The organism is Marinobacterium sp. LSUCC0821, from assembly GCF_012848475.1.
In the GTDB taxonomy this organism is placed as follows: Bacteria; Pseudomonadota; Gammaproteobacteria; order Pseudomonadales; family Balneatricaceae; genus Marinobacterium_E.
Map to the genome: position 1 here is coordinate 1,201,328 of NZ_CP051666.1, position 24,454 is coordinate 1,225,781.

Here is a 24,454-nt window from a genome sequence, read left to right on the forward strand (position 1 = left end):
GCCTTAATTAACCTTTTAAAAGATTGAGTAGGAATCCCCTACTCGGTTCTGTGCCGTCAACTAGGTACTGCAACGAACGGCCGTTCTCGAATGCCCAACGCTGGTCTCGAATGGCATCCAGAGTTCCACAAAAAAGAATCTGATCTCCAGCACTAAGCTCAAGCAACTCGCCAGGTTCAAAGAAGAGCTCTTCACCACGTTTCACTAGCAGCGGTAAGAGACTTAACATCTTACTTCTATCCTCAGGCGATTTAGTGAGCGATCTAAGGTTCAAAGTACCACCCGTTTCCAAATACTTAATCACCGCTGGCGTCGACTCAACATCAAGGGTGACAGCCCGGCTTTCAACAACCTCATCGCCAACACAGTTAGCGATACGCTGAATTAATTCACGTGCATCCACCTCATCGAGCAGCATCGCCTGCTCAATAAACTCTGCAAGCATTGGGGTTCTCAGGTGCGCCAAAATACGTGTCGCAATAATACGCGCAGGCTGCATAACGAAATCACTTTTTGAGCGCTCGAATATAAGCTCATTGCTCGCAAGATTCTGCCTAACCACAGTCATCAGTTTTGGATTGAGCTCACGGGCAGTCATGATGATTGAGAGGTTATCCGCATCATTTCCGGTACCGGCGATAATACCCACGGCACTCTCAATACCTGCCGCTCGCAGTGTATCAGCCTCAGTCCCAACTCCGACAACACCCTTTGATTCCATATTGTGGTGTTCACCGATATGTGGGTCGACAATCGTTATTTCGGTCTCATTGCTGCGCATCGCATCAACAAGCGCACGCCTAAACCGACCATAGCCGCACAACACCCAACGGCCCTGCTGATGACGGTAAGCACTGGCTAGAGAGCGGTGTTCGGGATAGATCAACCAATCAACAATAAGATGTTTTTGTGGACTATGTGCTGCTAATCCAAGGTACTCTGCAAACTGTCTAAAGGGGTCGACTATAAGATCTGTACCAAAGGATGCGAGGTTAGCAGTCGTCGTATCATTTTCACTGCGACTTACCATCATACGGTTCGGGTGCAGCAACTTACTTGATATAGAGATTGCTAAGTTAACGTTATCATCATTCGTTAACGCTAATACCCCCTGACACTGGGGATGCTGTAATCCTGCCAGATCCAACGTATCGGGCAGAGAAGCATCTGCACAAAGACCCAATGCTGGCGTCACTAACTCCTCAAGCTCCAGACTGTCGATTCGCTCCTGATCTATATCAAGCACCACTGTTCTATAGCCTTGAGCCTCTAAACCTGCGACTACATCACGCCCGGTGACTCCATAACCACAGATGAGATAAAAGGGTTCTCTGATAGAGCGAACCTGGTGTGCAAAACGTCGCGCTCTGAGCAGGCGAATAAAACCCTGATCCTGCAAAACACTCAACATAGAGCCTATGGCATAGAGCCAAGCGATCACCGTGGCGTAGATACAGAACATCGTCCAAATACGCTGGGCATCAGTGAACGGATATGGAATCTCACCAAAGCCGATGGTAGAGCCCATGAATGAGACAAAGTAGAAGGCGTGGAAGAAGTCCATCTGCCAGGGGTTACCCTGATCATCCATACCTGGAATCAGCACAAATCCCAATACAGAGATAGCGTAAACCGCAATCAACACCAACAGCGGCATGCGCAGCCGCCTTAGCAGAATGTAGACTAGGGTATTCATCTCTTAGCGACGAACCGAAGCTGTCTCAACAACCAAGAGCACCACTGAAACCAAATTTGCGACCAGAGCTCCAGCTGCCAGAGAAACTACACTCGCCATCGTGTCACCAGTTAAACCCAAGGCAGATATTTGGCCAGCGTACCCCCACACAAGCGCTGCACCAATAAGCTGAAGATCCGCCACTAAACTTGTAGCCAACATTAGAGCACCCACATGACTGCGATCACCAAACTTCAAAACAGTACAGATTAGGCTAACTACAATCGCCAAAAACAGCTCAATCACCTCATGGTGATTTGGGTTATCGATATCCCCCATGACAAAGCCAACATTGAGAGTCAGCGCCAGCACTATAAAAAACCCAAAAATCACCTTATCGCGGTTCATTGATCTCTCCTAGGGGTCAATAAAATCTAAACTCTTGCCGGAAAATCCGGTTCTTGCTTAAGCTATTCGTCAGCTAACTAATAGAAGCTACCTTTACCAAGCTGCATATGCCAAGCTAACTACACTCAAGAGTATATTTCCAGAGGAATAGTCCCAAGTGATTAATAAATCGATTCAATCTTTGCTGTTTGTCATCGGTTTGCTGATTACCCCAAGCTTACTAGCCGATGTTATTAAAAGCGAAAATGACACACGCGAATACCGCGTAATTACACTAGATAACTCGCTACAAGCGCTCCTTATTTCAGACCTAGAGAGCGATAGAGGCGCCGCCTCGATGAACATTCAAGTAGGCAGTAATGCAAACCCTAAAGATCGTGAAGGGTTAGCCCACTTTCTAGAACATATGCTCTTTTTAGGGACAGAGAAGTACCCAGAGGCTGACAGTTACCCGAAGTTTATTGATGGCAATGGCGGAAGCCACAACGCCTTTACCGCCTATGAAAACACCAACTACTTTTTTGATGTCAAAGCGGATGTACTTCCTGAAGCTTTGGATCGTTTTTCACAATTTTTTATCGCCCCTCTTTTTACTCCCGATTATGCCGATCGCGAACGCAATGCCGTCCACTCTGAGTTTGAATCTAAGCGTCTTGAGGATGGCAGACGAATCTATGTAGCGAATAAGTTAGCGATGAATCCAGAGCACAACTGGACACAGTTCGCAGTCGGCAATTTAGAGACATTGCGTAACGACCCAAAAGACCCAATTGAATCTGACCTTATCGACTTCTTCGATCGGTACTACTCAGCCAACCTTATGACACTGGCTGTTTCAGCCCCAATGCCTCTGGATGAGATTGAAGCACTGGTGGTGAATAAATTTAGTGCTATTAAAAACAGCAACGCAACACCATTCCAAGATGGTGTGCCTCTCTACACAGCTAAACAACTCGGCAAACAGCTCGATGTCAAAACACTGAAAGAGCTGAACCAGTTACAACTGACCTTTGCTATCGATCCGCGCAAGAGTCAATGGCGAACCAAACCACTCTACTTCATCGCTAATCAATTGGGTTACGAGGGTAGTGGCTCTCTGCTTTCCTACCTTAAAGATCAAGGATGGGCGGAGTCACTGGGTGCCTATGTTGGTATGGATCAACCAGAGCAAGCCACTTTTGATATCAACCTAGCACTCACTCCAAAGGGGATGGCTGAGTATCAAACGGTGATCTCTTCTGTTTTTTCAGCGATTGAGCTAATTCGTCAGCAGGGCTTAAAACCTGAACTCTACTTAGAACAACAGAAGCTGGCAGAGATCGACTTTAGGTTTCAACAGGGGGGCGAACCTATCCACCAAGTGATGCGTCTATCACAGATGTTGGCAGAGTACCCCGAAGAGGAGTTGCTACGTGCACCCTACCTGTTTGAAAGGTTCGAAGCCGATCGTATTAACCACTATCTAAACCAACTCATTCCGGAAAATCTGCTTATTGGCCGTTACAGTAACTCGCTTGAGACTGACTCAATCGAGCCTCGCTACCAGATCGAGTATCAGATCAAAGATATTACAGATGAACAGAAAGCGTTATGGGGAAGTGCTGGACTGATTGATGAGTTGAGCATTAAACCTCTGAACCCCTATGTCGCGACCAACTTTGAGCTACTACCAGCTCAAGTCAGTGACAGTGAAATACCAGAGCTGATTATTGAAAATTCACTGATTAGCAGTTGGTACCTTCAAGATAATCAGTTTAAGCAGCCTCGAGGGGGCATCAACCTAGCCATTCTGTCACCAAATCCGATCAATTCAGCTAAAGCATCTGTCTCTAATAAACTTTTGACTGCAATGCTGAATGAGCAGTTGAATGAACCGCTTTACGATGCTGCCCTAGCGGGACTGGGTGCAGAGCTCTATAGCCATATGCGCGGATTGTCCGTCAAAGTTTCTGGGTACTCCGACAAACTGGATACTTTAATGGAAACAGTGGTTGATGCACTCAATTCACCGCTCAATGATGTGGCACTTTTTGATCGTCTAAAACGCGCAACCAAAGAGGAGCTCAGCAACTCTCTTAAAGATAAACCTTACAACCGAACCTTTGCTGCCCTATACCAAGAGCTGCTGCCCGGTTGGAGTGTTGAGGATCAACTCAGTGCGCTTGAAAAACTGACATTAAACGATGTGCTTGTTCAACGAGATAGTTTATTGAATGAAGGTGAGCTGCGCCTTCTCACTCACGGAAATTTAACGAAAGAGCAGGCTAACAGTTTAACCAAAAAGGTAATCAATGCCTTTACTTCAATGGAGTCGGTAAAGGTTGCGAGGTTAAGTGCAAAAACAGTTCCTGAAGGAGACCTATTCACACAAGTTGCGGTGAAGCACACAGACAGCGCTCTTTTGCTCTATTTGCAGAGCGACGACGACTCTTCGCGTGCAGACGCAGAGGTCATTCTCTTAAATGAGATTCTAAGCACACCCTTCTACACTCAGCTAAGAACAGAACAACAACTCGGCTACATTGTATTTAGCAATTATCTGCCTATCGCGGATCGCCCGGGAATAGCTTTGGTTGTTCAATCACCTACAGCCAATAGCGAAGAGCTACAAACAGCCTATAAGCAATTTATTGCAGAATGGCGCCAGCAACTACCCAGCAAACTTGAAGCTGAGATAGAGGATTTTAAAGCGAGTGTCAGAGCACGTATCGCGTCGCCTTCGAAGCGTTTAAGTGAAGAGACCGCCCGACTATGGCGTGAAATTGATCGGGACAACAGCCAGTTTGATAGCAAAGAGAAACTTCTTAAAGCAGTCAATCAGGTAAATAGTGAAGATTTGATCAAACGAATAGATCAGTTGCTCAACCACAAACTGTGGATAACGACGGTGTCATCTTAATATTTGAGCAGAATAGGTGTCTGGCATTAGCCTGACACCTAAAGAAGAGTTACATCTCCATCGGGTAGATAGATTCGGCATAGAGGGCGACCTCCTCTAGTAACAGCCTCTGATCATCAGTCGTCTCTGGCGACATACCGATACGGTTAAGCTCATCGTAGAGCGCCTCCATTGTTAGATGCCCGCCCTCACCTTTTATCAACTTAGCAAAGCGATACTCCTCCCAAGCAAGTTGCTCATCATCATTGAGCGTTTCAGGAAAGTTTCGAGCTTTGTAGCGAAGCAACATCTCCTCTAAACGAGGGTCTTGAAATGGCAACTGCAGATCGACAAGCTGTTCGCTTGAGGCTGTGCGCACACGCTCTATCAGCTTACGGTCCTCTGGAGAGAAGAAACCACCAGAGTAGATCTGTAAATCTGGGTCCGATTGCGATGGTGGATTATCGGTGTAGATCTCCATCAACTTGGCAACCAAGCCCGGTTCATTGCGCAATAGGGCTAAATGAGCTCGGCATAAGTCACCATCTATCTGGAATCGCTGCGGCTCATCACCGCGTAACATATTGGCAGGCGCGACAATGGGACAACGGTTAGCATGAATCAACTTCATACCTAATATAGGCGTGTTCTCATCTCGCTGATCACGTGGTAGATAGAGAAGCTCTTTAATCTGATCTGCAGAGAGATTAAAAAGCGGAGCCGGATCAACACGAAGATCCCAAACAATGGTCGCGTTCTTGTTGGTTGGGTGGGGAGCCAAAGGTGCAACAACCGCCATATTGCCCAATTCCACAGGATACTTAGAGGAGATATGTAAAACCGGCTTCATCGAGATTGTATCTAGCATCGCCTGTACAGACTGCTTAGAGCGGTTTTTCATCACATACTCAAAGAGTTTCGGTTGAGCCTCTTTTACCAGCTTCGCCATAGCAAGCGTTGCATAGACATCGGAGAGAGCATCATGAGCGTGGCCATGAGCGATCCCATTAGCTGCGGTAAGATCTTCCAAACGAAGGCTCGGCGTTCCATCCTCATACTCAGGCCAAACAATCCCCTCAGGACGCAAAGCACGCGTTAGACGCAACATATCGATAATATCCCAACGCGAACAGCCGTTTTGCCATTCGCGAGCATAGGGGTCATAAAAGTTGCGATAGAGAGTGTTACGCGTCACCTCATCATCAAATCGGATGGAGTTATAACCGACCCCACAGGTGCCAGGTCGTGAAAGTTCTGCGTGAATACGCGCAATAAATTCCGCTTCACTCACCCCCTCTTGAAGCGCTTTCTGCGGTGTAATTCCGGTAATCATGACAGCCATCGGATGCGGTATGACATCATCACTAAGGCGTGCGTAAAACATCACAGGCTCTTCAATAATATTGAAATCAGCATCTGTACGAACACCCGCAAACTGCAGAGGCCGATCTCGCTGAGGATCGGTTCCACTGGTTTCATAGTCGTGCCAAAAAAAAGTCTCTGCCTGCGCAGCCATGTTTCGCATCCTGAGCTTAAAAAAGGGATAATTCCTAAGATTAGCAGGCCAACTCAAGTATGGCTAAGTAAGTTATTAGGAATTTTCAAATGATCCACGACAATGTCGACACTCTCTGCCCATGCGGAAGCCAATCCAGCTACGCAACTTGCTGCCAGCCCTATCATGCTGGCATCGCTATTGCCCCTACCGCTGAAGCACTCATGCGCTCACGCTACAGCGCCTTTGCTGTAGGCGCAGTTGATTACCTAATCGACTCCCTAGCACCCGAACGTCGCTCACCCGGTGAGGCAAAAATGCTTGCCGCAGAGCTACGTTCAACTAACTGGGTGAAACTTGAGATCGTTGATACGGCTGATGGCAAGGAACAGGACCAGAGCGGTCAAGTGGAGTTCAACGCCCACTTCGAAACCTCCGATGGCCAAAAAGGGTGCATACACGAACGATCAAACTTCCGCCGTAATGATGGGAAATGGGTATATGTGGATGGGGATGTTGAGATCGTTTGATCTTCTCAAACTGATAAGATTTTTTGATCAAGAGAGAACATCCCGCATTAGCGGGACATTGTTACTTTTCGCTTGCCCGAAAAGTAACCAAAAGGGGCACCCCCGCTACTTCGGCCTTCGGCACGTTGCGCGCGAAGCGCTTTTCCTGAAGCCAATTCCATACTTCACAGAGTCGACATCCTGTCTCCGCTGCTCATCGCTGACTTCCTGTCAGCGCTGGAATTAACTTTTAACCGGAAAAGCACTCCGTGCTCACTCTCATCCGAAGGGGGATATTGGGACTCTGTAGATTCAATGTGCCGATTTTTGATTTTGTAGGAGGCTACCCGTAGGGTCGCCGACACTCTTGATCACCATCCCTTTGAGAAGGTTCCTAAAGGTAATAAATCGAATTACGCTGCAGATGTCCACGTCCGACTGAGAGCGAGCACGGTGCTATTTTTCGGTTAAGAGTTCATCAGGCTGAGGCCATGGACGGCCGAAGAGCACAACGGAGGCAGGATGCCGACTTTGTGCGATCCTGATGGGCTTCAGAAAAATAGTATCGAGCGCAGTATGCCGTAGGCCGAAGGAGCGTGGTCAGTTTTTGGGTACTTTTTGCTGACCAAAAAGTACCAATGGCCAGCTTTCAGCTGAGTATTCGCTCTTAAGCTCTTTGGCTCCTTGGCTCCTTGGCTCTTTGGCCTTTTAGCTTTCAATGCAAAAGAAACATAAACAAAAAAACGCACCAAAAGGTGCGTTCTTTAGAAAAGGCGAAAGCCTTAGTACATGTGTAGACCACCGTTTACAGAGAAGTCCGCACCGGTCATGTAACCAGACTCTTCATCTGCGATGAACGCTACTGTACGACCGATCTCATCCGGGGTACCGAAACGACCAACAGGGATAGTCGATGTAATCTTATCCTGAATAGCCTGATCGATTTTAGCAACCATCGGCGTGAAGATGTAACCAGGAGACACCGTGTTAACAGTAATACCCTTAGATGCTACTTCCTGCGCTAGCGCTTTAGTGAAACCGTGGATACCGGCTTTAGCAGCTGAGTAGTTAGCCTGACCAAACTGACCTTTCTGAGCGTTTACAGAAGAGATGTTGATGATACGACCGAAGCCTTTCTCAAGCATTGGGTTGATCACTAGACGAGTCATATGGAACATTGAGTCCAGGTTGGCAGAGAGTACTTCATCCCACTGTTCCCAAGACATTCGCTTGAATTGACCGTCGCGAGTAATACCTGCGTTGTTAACGAGTACGTCAACAGTACCACCAGTTAGACGTTCAACAGTATCGATACACTCTTTACACGACTCCGCATTCGTTACATCGCCGTAAGCCACTTCGAAGTTGTAACCATCTGCGCGCTGTTCTTCCTGCCAAGCTTTCGCTTTTTCATGGTTACCGCCTGAGTTGTAGCCTGCGACTACTTTAAAACCAGCATCCGCCAATTTACGACAGATACTTACACCCAAACCACCGGTACCACCTGTAACCAATGCGATCTTCTGTGTCATCTTTACCACCCTTGTAGTTGTATGCGGCCATCATGGCCTTCCCTTTCTTATAAAGCATTTAGCTTTGGCTATTTTGGATTTCTGCCAATTTAGATAAACACTTTTCTCGAGTTTCAACTCGGATAACCTTGTTTTACGCGCCTTTCCGACTTGTAACAATAGTCCAGAGGTCTAATAAGTACAGCAAAATAGGTCAAACCTCCTTAAAAGAGTGTTTAAACTTTAGAGAGTGTAGATGAAGATTTAGTGAAATCAGAGGCGTTTAAGCGTGCGAAGCACCCAAAACCACGCCAGCGCAGCGGTTAGCGCATTCGCAACAACGAGACCTACAAACATACCCTTCAACTCAAACATCTGACTGCCTAACCAGCCCAGCGGTACATAGAGAATGAATAGACGAACAATACTTATCCGCATCGCCCGATAGGGTTTATGAAGTGCATTGAAGGTTGAAGAGCTTAAGAAGGTGGTCGCCTGAAAACCGAAACCTAAGGGGACAATCAATAACCACAATACTAACCAGCGCCCTACTTCAGGATCTTCGGTAAAGAAGATCACAAGAGAACCTGCCGCCAAAGCTAAAACCAAATAGATCACGAACTGCCAGATCAACGCAAAGAGCACCGCATCGCCATAAGCACTGGTAACACGCTCGAATCTCTTTGCTCCAAAGTTTTGACTCACAAAAGGTGGCAAGGTCATGGATAGCGCTAAACAGACTAGCAGGGCTAGTGATTCTATTCGAGCACCAACCCCATAGGCTGCAACTGCTGCAGGACCATGTGTAGCAACAACAGAAGTCAGCACAGCATTTGCGACCGGTGTCATCATATTAGAGAGCGCCGCTGGGAGGCTTATGGTCAGCACTGATCGCCAGTTATTGATCAGCTCAGCAGGGTCTAACCAAGTCAGCAACAATAAACCTTTTTTGGATTTCAGTATCCAGAGTGATAAAGCGGCCGTGGCAGCCCAAGCCAAAAGACTCGCAACTGCAGCACCTTGGACTCCAAGCGCAGGGATCACTCCCCAACCAAAGATAAACAGTGGATCCAAGACGAAGTTGAGAATTGATGAACCCAGCATAATTGCAGCAGAGGTGCGGGTATCACCCAAGGCACGATAAGTACTGTTGCACACCATGTTGAGGACCATAAAGATCGAGGCAAAAAACCAGACCGCCATGTAGGAATCAATGAATGGCAGTAGGTACTCAGGCGCCCCCATCAGCGTCACGATGGGGATTAATAAAAACTGTCCGATTAATCCAACTATTGCAGTGATTAACACAGCCATTAGTAGGTTATCAGTCGCTAAACGTGGGACCCTCGCCTGTGCACCACTACCAATCAATCTAGCCAAAGTAGCGGAGGTACCCACACCCAAGCCGATTGCTAAGCTGGTAATGGCAAAGCTTATTGGGAAGGTAAAAGAGAGTGCTGCCAGCGGCCAGGTCCCAAGACGTGCCACAAACCAAGCATCCGCCAAGTTGAATAGCATCAAGCTAATCATGCCAAACATCATCGGTAGCGTCATACGTACCAAGGTTGGGCGAATAGGGTCGTTAATAAGATCGGCTGCTCGAGACATGGCCGAACTATACCCTAAAGTTAGGAATATGCCTGCTTGCCAACTCAATTATTGATAAACTTCACCGCAAATCGAGCATGAGCAGACACCTTGAACCTACTTCTGATAGAAGCAACCGACTACATCGATACCCATCAAGTTCGGATAACCGGGCGCAGACTTGCGCATATCCGAGATGTGCACCAAATTGAAGTTGGTCAGTCCTTGCGTGCCGGTGAGTTAAACGGTTTGATCGGAACTGCCCAGCTACAGAACATCGGTGAGCATGAGGCGATATTTAATCTAACCCTCACTGAACAGGCGCCTAAGGTGCTACCAGCGACGGTCATTTTAGCGATGCCAAGACCTAAGATGTTTAAACGAACGTTACAAACGATGGCTGCGATGGGAGTAAAAGAGATCTACCTGATTAACGCCTACCGTGTTGATAAGAGTTACTGGTCGACACCGCTCTTAAGCGAAAGTGCCATCCATGAACAGCTAACATTGGGCCTTGAGCAAGCGGGTGACACCCTACTTCCCAAGGTGCATATTCGTAAACGTTTCAAGCCGTTTGTAGAGGATGAACTACCTCAACTCATTAGCGGCAAGCGCGCATTAATAGCACACCCTTATAATGCAAAAGAGTGTCCAGAGCCATCATTGGAAGAGAGTGTTATAGCTATAGGGCCCGAGGGTGGCTTCATCCCCTACGAGGTCGATATGATGCAGCAGCAAGGGATGGAGCCTATTCACATTGGCCAACGGATCCTTAGAGTGGAGACCGCAGTGCCTGTTTTACTGAGCCGACTCTTTCCGATTCAGTAGCGGGGAACCTGCGAACATAGATCTCAAATAACCCCAATCAAAGAGTGGGCCAGGATCTGTCTTACGCCCTGGTGCAATGTCAGAATGGCCGGTAATGCGACTCGATGTGATCTCAGGATAACTGCGCATCAACGCCCGAACGATTGAAGCCAGCTGTTGATACTGAACCTCAGTGAATGGCTGACAATCGGTTCCTTCAAGCTCAATACCAATCGAGAAGTCGTTACAGTTCGCACGGCCATCAAAGGCAGAAACACCTGCGTGCCAAGCGCGCTTATCAAAAGGGACAAATTGCACTACCCGCCCGGTGCGTTCGATAAGCAGATGCGAAGAGACCTCAAGACTCTTAATCTCCTCAAAATAAGGGTGCTGGCTAGGGTCGAGCTGATTACAGAAAAATTGTTCGACACAACGACTATCAAACTCTCCCGGCGGCAAGCTGATGTTATGAATCACCAACAGAGAGATCTCTTGGGATGGCCGTTCATTAAAGTTTGGCGAATCTATCTGCTCAGCACCATTTAAACGGTGAGTAGATAGGTCGACTGAAAAAATGTTGTCGTTTGTGATCGCCATTTAACTTATCTGCATTTTTCGCTGTAGAATACACGCCACACAAATACTACCTGAGACCCTGCCACCATGCTAACGCTAGAGAGTTTAACTCCAATCATCGAAGCGAATGTCCGTAACGCACTTCTGGAAGATGTCGGCACGGGTGATGTAACAGCAGAGCTAATTCCGGCAACGAACCAAGCTAAAGCGCAGATCATTTCTCGCGATGAAGCAGTCATTGCAGGCATTGCATGGGTAAATGAGGTATTTGCTCAGGTCGATCCGTCGGTGGTTGTTACCTGGAAGGTGACCGATGGAGAAAGTGTAAAACCCAACACGGTCCTATTTACACTAGAGGGTCCTGCGCGCAGCCTTCTCACAGGAGAGCGCGCAGCGCTTAACTTCCTTCAAACACTCTCAGGCACTGCAACCATCGCAAAGAGCTATGCCGATAGGGTTGCAGACACCAACGTCCGCCTGCTAGATACACGCAAAACCATACCAGGCCTTCGCCTAGCGCAAAAGTACGCCGTAACCTGCGGCGGTTGCTATAACCACCGGATCGGCCTCTTTGATGCCTTTCTAATCAAAGAGAACCATATCCTTGCAGCAGGCGGCATCAACAACGCCATCTCTCAAGCGCGCTCCAACCACCCAGGCAAACCGGTCGAGGTTGAGGTAGAGAGCTTTGATGAACTGAACCAAGCACTAGAAGCAGGCGCGGATATCATCATGCTCGATAACTTCACACCCGAGTCGATGGTTGAGGCGGTGAAACACGTCAATGGACGAGCTAAGTTGGAAGCGTCAGGCAATATTACTGATGAGACGTTGCTGATGTATGCAGAGACAGGGGTTGATTACATTTCGATTGGTGCTCTGACTAAACATTGTCGGGCTATAGATCTATCAATGCGACTACTTTGAGTTACCCCCTAATGGGGGGCTGACCTGCGGTCTGACCCCACTTTATCTGCGTCTTCCAACATTTCTTTTTTACTCCTTCAAGATCAAAAGCGAATACCCCGCTTTTACGGGATATTGGTACTTTTTGGTCAGCAAAAAGTACCCAAAAACTGACCACGCTCCTTCGGCCTACGGCACACTGCGCTCGATACTATTTTTCTGAAGCCCATCAGGACCGCACAAAGTCGGCTTCCTGCCTCCGTTGTGCTCTTCGGCCGTCCATGGCCTCAACCTGATGAGCTCTTAACCGAAAAATAGCACCGTGCTCGTTCTCAGTCGGACGTGGACATCTGGCGCGTAATTCGAAATCGACACTCGTAACGATATATCTACAGAGTGCCAACATCCCCCTTCGGATGAGAGTGAGCACGGAGTGGTTTTCCGGTTAAAAGCTAATTCCAGCGCTGACAGGACGTCAGCGATGAACAGCGGAGACAGGATGTCGACTTAATGCCATGGATGGCATGTATTCCGTTAATGCAGGAGCAATTAACGGTCTATGAAGAATGGAATTGGCTTCAGGAAAAGCATTTCGCGCGCAACGTGCCGCAGGCCGAAGGAGCGTGGTCAGTTTTTATAACCATGGATGGTTGGTATACCGAAAATGCAGGACGCAATTTTCGGTGAGGTTACTTTTCGGGCAAGCGAAAAGTAACAATGGTCAGCCTTTGGCTGAGTATTCGCTTTTGATCTTAAAAAAGAATCTGGAACACGCTGGGAAACTTACAAATCACCTAAGTGATTTGATCGCGGCTTACCGCTACGCGTTAATTCGCTCCTACAGTCGAGCTACGTAGCCAGCTAATTGAGCAGTCATCAGTGGCTACAGATCGCACCACCGATTTGCACCCACTCATCATCATTCTGAATCTGCAGCACATCGAAGACTTGCACCTCAGCAGGAACGATATTGAAGCTATTGAGGATCTCACAAACCTTCATCGCATCGGCACCACGGTTCTCACCATTTGGTAAAACACCCACTGCAAGAATATGCCCCTTCTCCCACCAAACGGGTTTTACAGGAAAGGTTGGATCTTTGGCTAATTCAGCTTCAACTTGGGCACGAGTTTCAGGTGTCACTTCACTCTTTTTCGACTCAAGGTAGTAAGTCACGACAACAGAAAGGACAACAAGGATAAGAAAGGTTAAACGCTTAGAGAACTTCACAGAGATACCTCAAATCAAATTGAGGTGTGTTTGTAGCATTTGAGCGAGAAGTCGTAAAGACGACAAAAGAAAAAGGCCGCTTTCACGGCCTTTAAAAAAGAGGGGACTATCACTCATCCCACTTGGTAAGGGTACATGTACCTGAATCACCACAACTTACATTACCACCATCAGCAGTTGATACCGAGAAACTAGCTGTTGCAGATGAAACAGTGTCAGCTGCACAAGAACCCAAAGAAACAATCGCTGCTGATTCACCTTGTGAAACTTGTACCACTCGCACGTTAGCAGCTCCCTTAGACTCTGCCAAACATGCTGAATCATTACTATCTTTAACGTAATCCTGATAAGCCGGCAACGCGATTGCAGCCAAAATACCGATGATCGCAACAACAATCATCAACTCGATTAGGGTAAAGCCCTTTTGCATTTTCTTACTCATGTGTATATCTCCTGAGTGTGAAATTTTATCAGCGTCGATTCAGTCCCAATGCTTTAGCAACGCCTCTGCCCCCTAATCGGGAAACAGAACTCCTTTTCTTCGTATTAAGAATAGACGCAAATTTGGGTTTAGCAAGAAACAAATTAAAAAATGTGTAAAAGTTTAAGAAAACATTCAGAAACACCGGCTTAGCTCAATTTTTTGGTCTATAAATAGATGTAACAGAGTCAAAAATTTGCCATAGTGCAGATTATTATGTTTATCAATTTAGGAGATGGGCTTGCAAGCATCTCAGCCACTACTGAATGGACTCGCAAAAAGACTGGTGAATACCGGTGTTATTGATAGTGAAGCAACTAAACGTGCACTCAGTGAATCCCGTGCCGCGCAGAAGTCCTTTATATCCTATCTGATTGAGAAACGTCTTATCAGTGCCCGTCGAGCTGCTGTTGCGGCATCTGATGAGTTTGGCCTGCCGATTCTAGATCTAGACTCGTTTATGCTCGACGCCATTCCTAAAGAGTTGATCGACGCCAAACTTATCGCTAAGCATCAGGTTATTCCGCTCATTAAACGCGAAAACCGTCTCTATGTTGGCATCTCTGACCCAAGTAACATTCGCGCCCTCGATGAGCTTCGATTCAGTACTGGCATTCCAACTGAAGCCGTGATTGTTGAAGAGGATAAACTGACTCGAAAAATCGAGCTGTTGATCGACTCTCAGGATGATGGCACAGCAGCGCTTGGAGACCTTGCTGATAGCGATCTGGATAACCTCGAGCTGGGTGATACCGAGCGCCGCACTGAAGAGGATAGCGTTGCAGATGCTACCTCTGATGCGCCAATCGTTCGATTTGTTAATAAGGTGCTACTCGATGCAATCAAGAATGGGGCATCCGATATTCACTTTGAACCCTATGAGAAGAGCTATCGCGTACGTTGTCGTATCGATGGCATTCTGCAGGAGGTGAGTAACCCTCCTATCAATCTTGCTGCCCGCCTCTCTGCTCGTTTAAAGGTGATGTCGAACATGGACATTGCGGAGCGCCGTGTGCCGCAAGATGGACGTATCAAACTCAAAGTTTCCGCTAAACGCTCTATCGATTTTCGTGTGAATACACTTCCTACTCTATGGGGTGAGAAGATCGTACTTCGTATTCTTGATCCAACCAGTGCCACCATCGGGGTTGATGCGCTTGGCTTTGAGCCTGAGCAGCGCGAACTCTTTATGAGTGTACTGCGCCGCCCGCAGGGGATGGTGTTGGTTACGGGGCCTACCGGTTCAGGTAAAACGGTTACTCTCTATACTGGCCTAAATATCCTCAACGAAGAGGAGCGCAACATCTCCACCGCTGAGGATCCAGTAGAGATTAACATGGAGGGGGTAAACCAGGTCCATGTTAATCCAAAGGTTGGACTGACATTTGCTGAGGCCCTACGCGCCTTCTTGCGACAGGACCCTGACGTAGTCATGGTCGGAGAGATTCGTGACTTAGAGACCGCCGAGATTGCCATTAAAGCAGCGCAGACGGGCCACATGGTGTTATCTACTCTGCATACCAACAGCGCACCAGAGACACTGACGCGCCTTCGTAACATGGGTGTTGCCTCGTTTAACATCGCCACTTCCGTTACGCTGATCATTGCTCAGCGTCTGGCACGCCGTCTCTGTAGTAGCTGTAAAACTCAGGTTGACCTACCTCGCGCAACACTGCTTGAAGAGGGTTTCACAGAGGAGCAGCTAGAGAAACTGACGATCTTTGAACACAACCCTGAGGGGTGTCCTCGATGTAACCGCGGTTACCGAGGACGTGTCGGTATTTATGAGATGTTGAAGGTATCGCCAGAGATAGCCGAGTGCATCATGAACAACGGTAATGCTATCGAGATTTTAAAAGTCGCAAAATCTGAAGGCTTTGCTACTTTAAGAAGTGCAGGTCTTCGCAAGGTGGCAGCAGGTGTCACAAGCCTTGAAGAGATGAATCGAGTTATTAAAACCTAAGGTCTAAGCAGTTGGTATCAACTAAAGCGAAACGTAAAGAGCAGATCTATACCTTTAATTGGACCGGTAAAGACAAGGCCGGCAACCAGAGCAAAGGCAAGGTGGATGCTCGGGACATCTCAAGCGCAAAGGTCATTCTGCGCCAGCAAGGGATATTGCCCCAGAAGATCAGCAAAGAGAGTACATCGCTATTTTCTGCCAAAACCAAGCCTATAAAAGCTGTAGATATCGCCTTCTTTACACGCCAGATGGCTACTATGATGCGCTCTGGGGTACCGCTTCTTCAGGGGTTAGATATCGTCGCCCAAGGGAGCGAAAAAGATAAGCTTAAGAAGATGATTTACGATATACGCTCCGAGGTAAACGGCGGTATCGACCTATCTTCAGCGCTAGCCAAATATCCAGAGCACTTTGATGACCTCTATGTTTCATTAGTCGCGGCGGGTGAGCAGTCTGGTTCTTTGGAGGCTATGTTAGACCGACTCGCAACATACAAAGAGAAGACCGAAGCACTTAAAGCAAAAATTAAGAAAGCGCTCACCTACCCTACAGCAGTCGTTATCGTTGGCCTACTAGTTACAGCTATTCTTCTGGTGAAAGTCGTACCAGTATTTGAAAATGTCTTTGGTAGCTTTGGCGCAGAGTTACCTGCATTTACACTATTTGTCGTCAATCTCTCAGAAATTGCACAAACCTATTGGTTCTATGCTCTAGTGGCGATTATTGGTGGTGGGTTCCTATTTAAACGGCAAATGGTGAAGTCACAGAGTTTTAGAGAGTCTGTTGAGCGCATGAGCCTAAAGATCCCAGTGATCGGTGGCATCTTACACAATGCAGCAATCGCCCGCTTTACCAGGACACTCTCCACCACCTTTGCGGCAGGTGTACCACTGGTCCAGGCCCTTGAGTCCTGTGCCGGAGCATCAGGCAATGTGGTCTATCGCCAATCGATTATGCAGATTCGTAATGGTGTATCAGCGGGCCAATCACTTAAGAACGCAATCACCATGACAGGCGTCTATCCGATGATGGTAGTGCAGATGGTATCTATAGGTGAAGAAGCTGGCTCACTTGATCAGATGTTGGATAAGGTGGCTGAGTTCTATGAAGCGGCGGTAGATAACGCCGTGGACAATCTATCCAGCCTCCTAGAGCCCCTTATCATGGTGGTACTGGGAACCTTGGTTGGTGGACTCGTTATTGCGATGTATCTTCCTATCTTCCAACTAGGCAATGTAGTTGGCTAGCGGATCCGGGGTCAGAGTAGTCTAATACCTTCGGTATTAGACTACTCTGACCCCATATATTTATTTAATGCCGAGTCGGCGTATGCTCAAACTCATTAGGATCCATGCCTGAACTGTAGTCATCCAGTGTAGGTTCAACAGGCACCTTATACCCTTCAGATGCCCACTCACCGAGATCAATCAGCTTACAGCGTTCAGAACAAAATGGACGATAGGGATTATCTGTTGAGTAGGTTACTGACTTTTCACAAGTCGGACAGTTCACTTTCATCTTAAATCCTAGTCTGTAATTGTGTGTATAGATCACTGATCTTCTGCTGTAGATCCTCTAACGAACCACTGTTTTCAATGACATAATCGGCCTGAGCAAGTCGTGAGCTGCGCTCCATTTGGGCCGCTAAAATAGCTTCAACCTGTGCCGCACTCACCCCATCTCGGGCAAGCGTACGAGCACGCTGAACTTCCACAGGCACATCGATCACAAGGGTCGAATCGACGTTTTGGTATTGGCCAGATTCAAAAAGCAGGGGTACCACCAAGATAGCAATCTCATTTGGTGCCTTTTTAGCACGCGCTATGGCTGTCTCTCGGATAGCAGGGTGAAGTAACGACTCCAACCAGCGTCGCTCTTCTACATCAGCAAATACAAGTTCACGAAGTGCACTTCTATTGAGTGTATGGTCTGAATTGATAACATCTGGGCCAAAGTGCTTCTCGATTTCATCTAAAGCAGGGGTACCTGGCTCGACGACTTCACGGGAGATCTGATCGGTATCGATTACCGCCGCACCCAAGAGTGCAAAGGTATCAGCAGCGGCACTTTTTCCACTCGCTATACCGCCAGTTAAACCTAGAATAAACTTAGCCAAGGTTTTCACCTATGTAGTTTTTGAAGGCCTCAATAATTGGCAAATTTGCGGCAGGAAAGGTGTATGAGTCGATATCGGAGTGCACAATCCAACGTACCTCTTGACCCTCTCTACCCTCGGCTTTGCCACTAAATTCCGTGACTACCCAAACATCTAATACAACCGATTTATCTAAGTAATCGTGACTCACTTTAATCAGAGGTTTTGCCGCTAGAGTTTTAATACCAAGCTCTTCGAAAAGTTCTCTATCGAGCGCAGTAAGAATCTCTTCACCAGCTTCCACTTTGCCACCAGGAAACTCCCACAATCCGCCCTGATGTTTATCATCTGGACGCTTAGCGATGAGGAGTTCACCTTTGGAATTTAAAATAGCAGCAGCGGTAACGAGAACTTGTTTCAAACCCTAGCCTTGAATTAGATGGCGATTAAGAGCGGTAATCGGCGTTTATAGCGACATACTCTTTAGAGAGGTCTGTCGTCCATACCGTTTCAGAGACTGCACCACGATTCAGCACAACATGAATGAGGATATCCTCCTTATTCATCACAGCCTGCCCCTGCTCTTCAGTGTAGCTCTTAGCACGACCACCGTTCTCGACTATACATGTCTGATCTAAGTAGATTTTGAGTGCATTAAGATCAAGATTTTCGACCCCAGCACGGCCAACACAAGCAAGAATACGACCCCAGTTAGGGTCACTCGCAAAGAGTGCCGTTTTAACGAGCGGTGAATGTGCGATGGTGTAAGCAACATCCAGCGCTTCTTGCTGAGATGCAGCGCTGTCGACACGGATTTCGACAAACTTAGTCGCACCCTCACCATCACGGACAATCAGTTGAGCAAGCTGCAACATGATGCGATTTAGAGCAGCCTCAAACGCAACTGCTGCCTCTGATCCTTCAAGGATATCCACACCTGATGCTCCGGTTGCAACAAGTGTACAGCTATCATTGGTTGAAGTATCACCATCAACAGTAATACGGTTGAATGATTTTTCAGTCACCTCTGACATCCACTTCTGAAGAAGCGGCTGCGCAACTTTGGCATCTGTAGCAACATAACCCAACATAGTCGCCATGTTAGGTTTGATCATACCTGCACCTTTAGAGATACCGGTAATTGTGATGGTTTTACCGTCGATCTCAAGCTGCTCACAAGCCGCCTTAGCACGTGTATCAGTCGTCATGATGCCCCAGGCAGCGTCCATCCAGCTATCTTCTTTAAGGTCAGCTAGGGCGGCGTCAAGTGCACCAACAATCTTAGCCACCGGAAGTGGTTCTCCAATTACGCCGGTAGAGTAGGGCATTATCTGTTCTGCACTCACACCTGCGCGCTTTGCAAGCTCTTGCGTAGTTTCGATAGCATCAGCCATCCCCTGCTCACCAGTACCTGCATTGGCATTACCGGTATTGGTCAAAAGGTAACGGACGCCTCCTTTAGCCATATTCGCTTTAGCCAAATGGACAGGCGCTGCGCAGAACTGGTTCTTGGTGAATACACCCGCAACAGATGCCCCTTCAGGAATCTCCATAACAACAATATCACGACGCCCAGGACGCTTAATGCCCGCACTAGCGATACCAATTTTAAAACCAGCAACAGGATGAAGAGTAGGCAGAGTATCTGGACCGACAGCCATGGGAGAATCCTTAAAGATATGAAGTAATCTCGATATTTTAAGGGGTTTATGATGTTTTTCACAGAGCTATATCAGTCTAGATTTTGCGTTAATCTACGAATGCTTTTAGATGCGGAATTCTGATGAATTTTAAAAAGCGAATACCCAGCTAAAAGCTGGCAATTGGTACTTTTTGGTCAGCAAAAAGTACCCTCACCGAAAATTGCGTCCTGCATTTTCGGTATACCAACCATCCATGGTTATAAAAACTGACCACGCTCCTTCGGCCTGCTGCACACTGTGCTCTCTCTCAGTCGGACGTGGACATCTGGCGCGTAATTCGAAATCGACACTCGTAACGATATATCAACAGAGTGCCTATATCCCCCTTCGGATGAGAGTGAGCACGGAGTGGTTTTCCGGTTTAAAGTTAATTTCAGCGCTGACAGGACGTCAGCGATGAACAGCGGAGACAGGATGTCGACTTAATGCCATGGATGGCATGTATTCCGTTAATGCAGGAGCAATTAACGGTCTGTGAAGTATGGAATTGGCTTCAGGAAAAGCGCTTCGCGCGCAACGTGCCGAAGGCCGAAGGCCGAAGTAGCGGGGGTGCCACGCTGATGGCCATGGATGGCCGGAATACCGAAAATGCAGGACGCATTTTTCGGTGAGGTTACTTTTCGGGCAAGCGAAAAGTGACAATGTCCCGCTTTAGCGGGATATTCGCTCTAAAGCTCTAAAGCAATTATAAAAAGAGACAAAAAAGGCCGCAAAAATGCAGCCCTTTAGATCGTGTCAAAAACTTAACTTAGCTTCCCGTGACACGCTTTATACTTCTTACCTGAACCACAAGGACAAGGTTCGTTACGGCCTACTTTGTCGCCTTCACGAACGAAGGTCGCTGGCTGCTCTTCACCTTCAAGGCCTGAAGCATCCGACTCACCGCCCATTCCAGAGGCATCATCGTGTTTGAAGTCCATCGTCTGACTCGCAGCTGCTTGCTGGCGTTGACGCTCCATCTCTTCAACCTCTTCTGGCGAACGAACTTTAACGTGACTGATAATACGTACAACGTCGGTTTTGATGCTCTCAAGAAGATTCTGGAAGAGTTCAAACGATTCACGCTTGTACTCCTGTTTCGGGTTCTTCTGTGCGTAGCCACGTAGGTGAATACCACGACGAAGTAGATCCATTGTCTGTAGGTGCTCTTTCCAAAGCGAGTCTAGGACTTGAAGCATCACCTGCTTCTCGAATAGACGGAAAGATTCAGTGCCGACCATCGCCTCTTTCTCACGATAGAGGGCAACGATGTTCTCAAGAATTCGCTCACGAAGAGTCTCTTCGTATAGGCTCTGATCATCATCTAGCCACTTCTGAATCGGCATCTCAATCGCAAATTCACCCTGGATAGCCTCTTCAAGACCTGCAATATCCCACTGCTCGATCAGCGACTGTGGAGGGATGAAGGTACTGATGATGTTATCAACCACTTCAGCTCGAATTGCGTCAATCGTCTCTGATACATCATCAGAGGACATCAGTTCATTACGCTGATCATAGATCACGGTACGTTGATCGTTTGCGACATCATCGTACTCAAGGAGCTGTTTACGGATATCAAAGTTACGACCTTCAACCTTACGCTGCGCTTTCTCAATAGCGTTACTTACCATCTTATGCTCGATCGCTTCACCCTTCTCCATACCAAGCGCTTTCATCATGTTGCGAACACGATCCGACGCGAAGATACGCATAAGGTCATCTTCAAGCGATAGGAAAAAACGTGATGAACCTGGGTCACCCTGACGACCTGAACGACCACGAAGCTGGTTATCAATACGACGTGATTCATGACGCTCTGTACCGATAATGTGAAGACCACCCGCTTCGAGTACCGCTTCATGGCGCTGCTGCCAATCAGCTTTAGCTTCCGCAATCTGCGCTTCAGTTGCATCAGCGCCTAGAGCTTCAAGTTCAACCTCTAGTTTGCCGCCCAACATAATATCGGTACCACGACCTGCCATGTTGGTAGCAATAGTTACAGCACCTGGACGACCCGCTTCTGCGATAACACCCGCTTCGCGCTCATGCTGTTTAGCGTTCAATACGTTGTGCTTGATACCTGACTTCTCAAGCATCTGAGAGAGCATTTCAGAAGAGTTAACAGAGGCGGTACCCACAAGAATTGGGCGACCTGTCTCTTGGCAATGTTTCACCTCTTTCACAATCGCTTCGAACTTATCTTCGATTGAAAGGTATACAAGATCGTTGTAATCAATACGCTGAATTGGACGGTTAGTTGGAATAACCACAACATCTAGACCATAGATCTGACGAAGCTCGAACGCTTCAGTGTCAGCCGTACCGGTCATACCCGAAAGTTTATTATAGAGACGGAAGTAGTTCTGGAAGGTTGTAGATGCGAGCGTCTGGCTCTCCATCTGAATCTGAACGCCCTCTTTAGCCTCAACCGCTTGGTGAAGACCTTCTGACCAACGACGGCCAGGCATGATACGACCTGTGTGCTCATCGACAATTACGATTTGACCACCCTGAACGATATAATCGCGGTCACGAACAAATAGGTTGTGGGCACGCAGTGCAGCTAGGACATGATGCAGTAGTGTTAGGTTTGCTGCAGAGTAGAGGCTATCACCCTCAGTCAGAAGACCCGCTTCGATAAGCATCTCCTCTACTTTTTCGTGACCAGCTTCAGTCAATTCAACAGTACGGTTCTTCTCATCGACATGGAAGTGCTCTTCAATAACCTGTGACTCATCTTTGACATCAATCTCACCTTCAAACTGAGTCAGGTGTGGAATCAATGTATTGATAGCGAGATAGGTTTCAGAGCTGTCTTCAGCTGGACCTGAAATAATTAGCGGGGTACGTGCTTCATCGATAAGGATTGAGTCAACCTCATCGACTACAGCGAAGTTAAATTCACGCTGTACTTTGTCAGCCAAACTAAAGGCCATGTTGTCACGTAGATAGTCAAAGCCAAACTCGTTGTTAGTACCGTAGGTGATGTCACAGGCATAGGCTGCACGTTTCTCTTCACCGTTTTGGTTTGATACCACCACACCTACTGAAAGACCTAGTGCTTCATAGAGGGGACGCATCCACTCGGCGTCACGACTTGCCAGGTAATCGTTGACGGTAACGACGTGAACACCCTCACCCGGGATTGCATTGAGGTATACCGCAAGAGTTGCTACCAGTGTTTTACCCTCACCGGTGCGCATCTCGGCTACCTTGCCGTCATGCAGCGTCATACCACCGATCATCTGCACATCGAAGTGGCGCATTCCCATGACACGTTTAGATGCTTCACGACAGGTTGCAAAGGCTTCAGGAAGAAGCTGCTCCAACGACTCACCATTCTCATGGCGCTCACGGTACTCAAGCGTCTTTGCTTTGAGTTCGTCATCACTTAAAGCTTCTAACTGAGCTTCAAGTTCATTGATCTGTTTAACGACCCGCCCCATGCGTTTCAGTTCACGATCGTTTTTGCTTCCGAAGAGTTTTTTAAATATTGAGGTCAGCATGGTTTGGTCATCTACAGTAAAACGGTTCTATTCTTTATGGGGACGTTGAGGCATAAATCAACGGACAGCGTCCACTTTTTGTTTTTAAATTGATTGCCATTTTGTCGGTACATTCTAAATACAAACAGGTATAGCAGATCTAAATTCACACTAAAAAAAAGGGCCGATTCAAATCGGCCCTATCTTATACCACAGATCTTAAGATCAAACAGCCGCTGCAGGGCGTTGGTATGAAATTGGTGCTTTGTGCTCGTCAGTTTCAAAGGTCACGATCTCCCATGCGCTTTGATCTTCAAGCAGCGTACGTAGCAGGCGATTGTTCAGGAAGTGGCCTGATTTATCACCATAAAATTCACCGATGAGGCTTTTACCTAACAGATAAAGATCGCCAACAGCATCTAGAATCTTGTGTTTAACAAACTCATCTTCGTAGCGAAGACCATCTTCGTTAAGAATACGGTAGTCATCCACGACAATGGCGTTATCAAAGCTGCCACCTAGAGCCAGGTTTTGAGAGCGAAGGTATTCGATATCACGCATGAAGCCGAAAGTACGGGCACGCGCCACCTCTTTAACAAAAGAGGTACTAGAGAAATCAAGTGCTGCGTGCTGATTACGATCTTCAAATACTGGGTGGTTGAACTCGATCTGAAAGCCAACTTTAAAGCCATCAAAAGGTAAGAATTTTGCAGTTTTACCGTCGTGCTCAACCATCACCTCTTTAAGAATACGGATGAACTGTTTAGGCGCATCCTGTTCTTCAATACCTGCAGACTGCACGAGGAAGACAAAAGGAGCAGCACTACCATCCATGATAGGCACCTCTTCTGCGCTAAGCTCTACGTATGCATTATCGATACCTAAACCTGCAAGTGCAGATAGAAGGTGTTCTACGGTTGCAACACGAGCACCATCTTTAGAGATATTGGTAGAAAGAGTGGTATCCGAAACGTTATGCGCTAGAGCTTGGATCTCAACCACAGGATCTAAATCTACTCGGCGAAAAACAACACCCGTATTGATCGGGGCAGGACGCAAGGTTAGATATACCTTTTGACCTGAGTGAAGACCAATACCTGTAGCTTTAATACTGTTTTTGAGAGTGCGCTGCTTAATCATCCGCTGTGGTATTCCACTTATCA

At 47.4% G+C, this 24,454-nt stretch carries 20 protein-coding genes and 1 pseudogene; 7 read left to right on the forward strand and 14 right to left on the reverse strand.

Translation table 11 applies throughout. The annotated features are described in order from the left end of the window. Positions 1-7: 7 nt before the first annotated feature. Complete coding sequence (locus HH196_RS05685) at positions 8-1,696, reverse strand: TrkA family potassium uptake protein (RefSeq protein ID WP_169451192.1); 1,689 nt, start codon at positions 1,694-1,696, stop codon at positions 8-10. Between the two features lie 3 nt (positions 1,697-1,699). Beyond that, complete coding sequence (locus HH196_RS05690) at positions 1,700-2,083, reverse strand: DUF6394 family protein (RefSeq protein WP_169451193.1); 384 nt, start codon at positions 2,081-2,083, stop codon at positions 1,700-1,702. Positions 2,084-2,240: 157 nt separating this feature from the next. Between HH196_RS05690 and HH196_RS05695 the strand changes: the two genes are divergently transcribed. Next, complete coding sequence (locus tag HH196_RS05695; RefSeq protein ID WP_169451194.1) at positions 2,241-4,982, forward strand: insulinase family protein; 2,742 nt, start codon at positions 2,241-2,243, stop codon at positions 4,980-4,982. A 49-nt stretch (positions 4,983-5,031) separates the two neighbouring features. Here the strand turns inward: HH196_RS05695 and sbcB are convergent, their stop codons facing one another. After that, positions 5,032-6,477, reverse strand: coding sequence for an exodeoxyribonuclease I (gene sbcB, locus HH196_RS05700; protein ID WP_169451195.1), 1,446 nt, complete (start codon positions 6,475-6,477; stop codon positions 5,032-5,034). Between the two features lie 89 nt (positions 6,478-6,566). Between sbcB and HH196_RS05705 the strand changes: the two genes are divergently transcribed. Then, positions 6,567-6,986 carry a YchJ family protein gene (locus HH196_RS05705; protein WP_169451196.1) on the forward strand — a complete coding sequence of 140 codons (420 nt, stop codon included), beginning with the start codon at positions 6,567-6,569 and terminating at the stop codon, positions 6,984-6,986. A gap of 761 nt (positions 6,987-7,747) precedes the next feature. Here HH196_RS05705 and phbB read toward each other — a convergent pair. Together phbB and HH196_RS05715 are read right to left on the reverse strand one after the other, a co-directional pair. Beyond that, positions 7,748-8,497: an acetoacetyl-CoA reductase gene (gene phbB, locus HH196_RS05710; RefSeq protein WP_169451197.1), complete on the reverse strand. Its 750-nt coding sequence runs from the start codon at positions 8,495-8,497 to the stop codon at positions 7,748-7,750. A 252-nt stretch (positions 8,498-8,749) separates the two neighbouring features. Then, the gene (locus HH196_RS05715) at positions 8,750-10,084 is read right to left on the reverse strand and encodes an MATE family efflux transporter (RefSeq protein ID WP_248276827.1); all 1,335 of its coding nucleotides are present in this window, start codon (positions 10,082-10,084) and stop codon (positions 8,750-8,752) included. A gap of 90 nt (positions 10,085-10,174) precedes the next feature. Here HH196_RS05715 and HH196_RS05720 point away from each other — a divergent pair, with 90 nt between their 5' ends. Beyond that, positions 10,175-10,891, forward strand: a complete 717-nt coding sequence (locus HH196_RS05720; RefSeq protein ID WP_169451198.1) for a 16S rRNA (uracil(1498)-N(3))-methyltransferase — start codon at positions 10,175-10,177, stop codon at positions 10,889-10,891. Here HH196_RS05720 and ampD read toward each other — a convergent pair. Beyond that, the gene (gene ampD / locus HH196_RS05725) at positions 10,862-11,467 is read right to left on the reverse strand and encodes a 1,6-anhydro-N-acetylmuramyl-L-alanine amidase AmpD (protein WP_169451199.1); all 606 of its coding nucleotides are present in this window, start codon (positions 11,465-11,467) and stop codon (positions 10,862-10,864) included. The genes HH196_RS05720 and ampD overlap by 30 nt on opposite strands. 66 nt (positions 11,468-11,533) lie before the next feature. Between ampD and nadC the strand changes: the two genes are divergently transcribed. After that, positions 11,534-12,373 carry a carboxylating nicotinate-nucleotide diphosphorylase gene (nadC, locus tag HH196_RS05730; protein ID WP_169451200.1) on the forward strand — a complete coding sequence of 280 codons (840 nt, stop codon included), beginning with the start codon at positions 11,534-11,536 and terminating at the stop codon, positions 12,371-12,373. Positions 12,374-12,862: 489 nt separating this feature from the next. After that, complete coding sequence (locus tag HH196_RS05735; RefSeq protein WP_169451201.1) at positions 12,863-13,039, forward strand: hypothetical protein; 177 nt, start codon at positions 12,863-12,865, stop codon at positions 13,037-13,039. Positions 13,040-13,228: 189 nt separating this feature from the next. Here HH196_RS05735 and HH196_RS05740 read toward each other — a convergent pair whose 3' ends face one another. Next, the gene (locus HH196_RS05740; protein WP_169451202.1) at positions 13,229-13,582 is read right to left on the reverse strand and encodes a hypothetical protein; all 354 of its coding nucleotides are present in this window, start codon (positions 13,580-13,582) and stop codon (positions 13,229-13,231) included. A gap of 330 nt (positions 13,583-13,912) precedes the next feature. Beyond that, positions 13,913-14,024, reverse strand: a pseudogene (locus HH196_RS11525) (prepilin-type N-terminal cleavage/methylation domain-containing protein); the annotation flags it as partial. A gap of 274 nt (positions 14,025-14,298) precedes the next feature. Here HH196_RS11525 and pilB point away from each other — a divergent pair. Together pilB and HH196_RS05755 are read left to right on the forward strand one after the other, a co-directional pair. Next, positions 14,299-16,026 carry a type IV-A pilus assembly ATPase PilB gene (gene pilB, locus HH196_RS05750; RefSeq protein WP_169451203.1) on the forward strand — a complete coding sequence of 576 codons (1,728 nt, stop codon included), beginning with the start codon at positions 14,299-14,301 and terminating at the stop codon, positions 16,024-16,026. 11 nt (positions 16,027-16,037) lie between these two features. Next, positions 16,038-17,273 (forward strand): type II secretion system F family protein, encoded by a 1,236-nt coding sequence (locus tag HH196_RS05755; protein WP_248276828.1) that lies wholly within the window; start codon positions 16,038-16,040, stop codon positions 17,271-17,273. A 64-nt stretch (positions 17,274-17,337) separates the two neighbouring features. On the opposite strand, the gene yacG is transcribed toward HH196_RS05755, so the two are convergent. The 6 genes from yacG to lpxC all read right to left on the reverse strand — a co-directional run bounded on the left by yacG (position 17,338) and on the right by lpxC (position 24,431). Beyond that, positions 17,338-17,544, reverse strand: a complete 207-nt coding sequence (yacG, locus tag HH196_RS05760; RefSeq protein ID WP_169451204.1) for a DNA gyrase inhibitor YacG — start codon at positions 17,542-17,544, stop codon at positions 17,338-17,340. Position 17,545: 1 nt separating this feature from the next. Continuing rightward, positions 17,546-18,142 carry a dephospho-CoA kinase gene (coaE, locus tag HH196_RS05765; protein WP_169451205.1) on the reverse strand — a complete coding sequence of 199 codons (597 nt, stop codon included), beginning with the start codon at positions 18,140-18,142 and terminating at the stop codon, positions 17,546-17,548. Beyond that, positions 18,135-18,542, reverse strand: a complete 408-nt coding sequence (mutT, locus tag HH196_RS05770; protein ID WP_169451206.1) for an 8-oxo-dGTP diphosphatase MutT — start codon at positions 18,540-18,542, stop codon at positions 18,135-18,137. Before mutT ends, coaE begins: the two co-directional genes overlap by 8 nt. A gap of 25 nt (positions 18,543-18,567) precedes the next feature. After that, the gene (argJ, locus tag HH196_RS05775; protein WP_169451207.1) at positions 18,568-19,782 is read right to left on the reverse strand and encodes a bifunctional glutamate N-acetyltransferase/amino-acid acetyltransferase ArgJ; all 1,215 of its coding nucleotides are present in this window, start codon (positions 19,780-19,782) and stop codon (positions 18,568-18,570) included. Positions 19,783-20,567: 785 nt separating this feature from the next. Then, positions 20,568-23,312 carry a preprotein translocase subunit SecA gene (gene secA / locus HH196_RS05780; protein ID WP_169451208.1) on the reverse strand — a complete coding sequence of 915 codons (2,745 nt, stop codon included), beginning with the start codon at positions 23,310-23,312 and terminating at the stop codon, positions 20,568-20,570. A gap of 204 nt (positions 23,313-23,516) precedes the next feature. After that, on the reverse strand, positions 23,517-24,431 hold the full coding sequence (gene lpxC / locus HH196_RS05785; protein ID WP_169451209.1) for a UDP-3-O-acyl-N-acetylglucosamine deacetylase: 915 nt from the start codon (positions 24,429-24,431) through the stop codon (positions 23,517-23,519). Between the last annotated feature and the right edge of the window lie 23 nt (positions 24,432-24,454).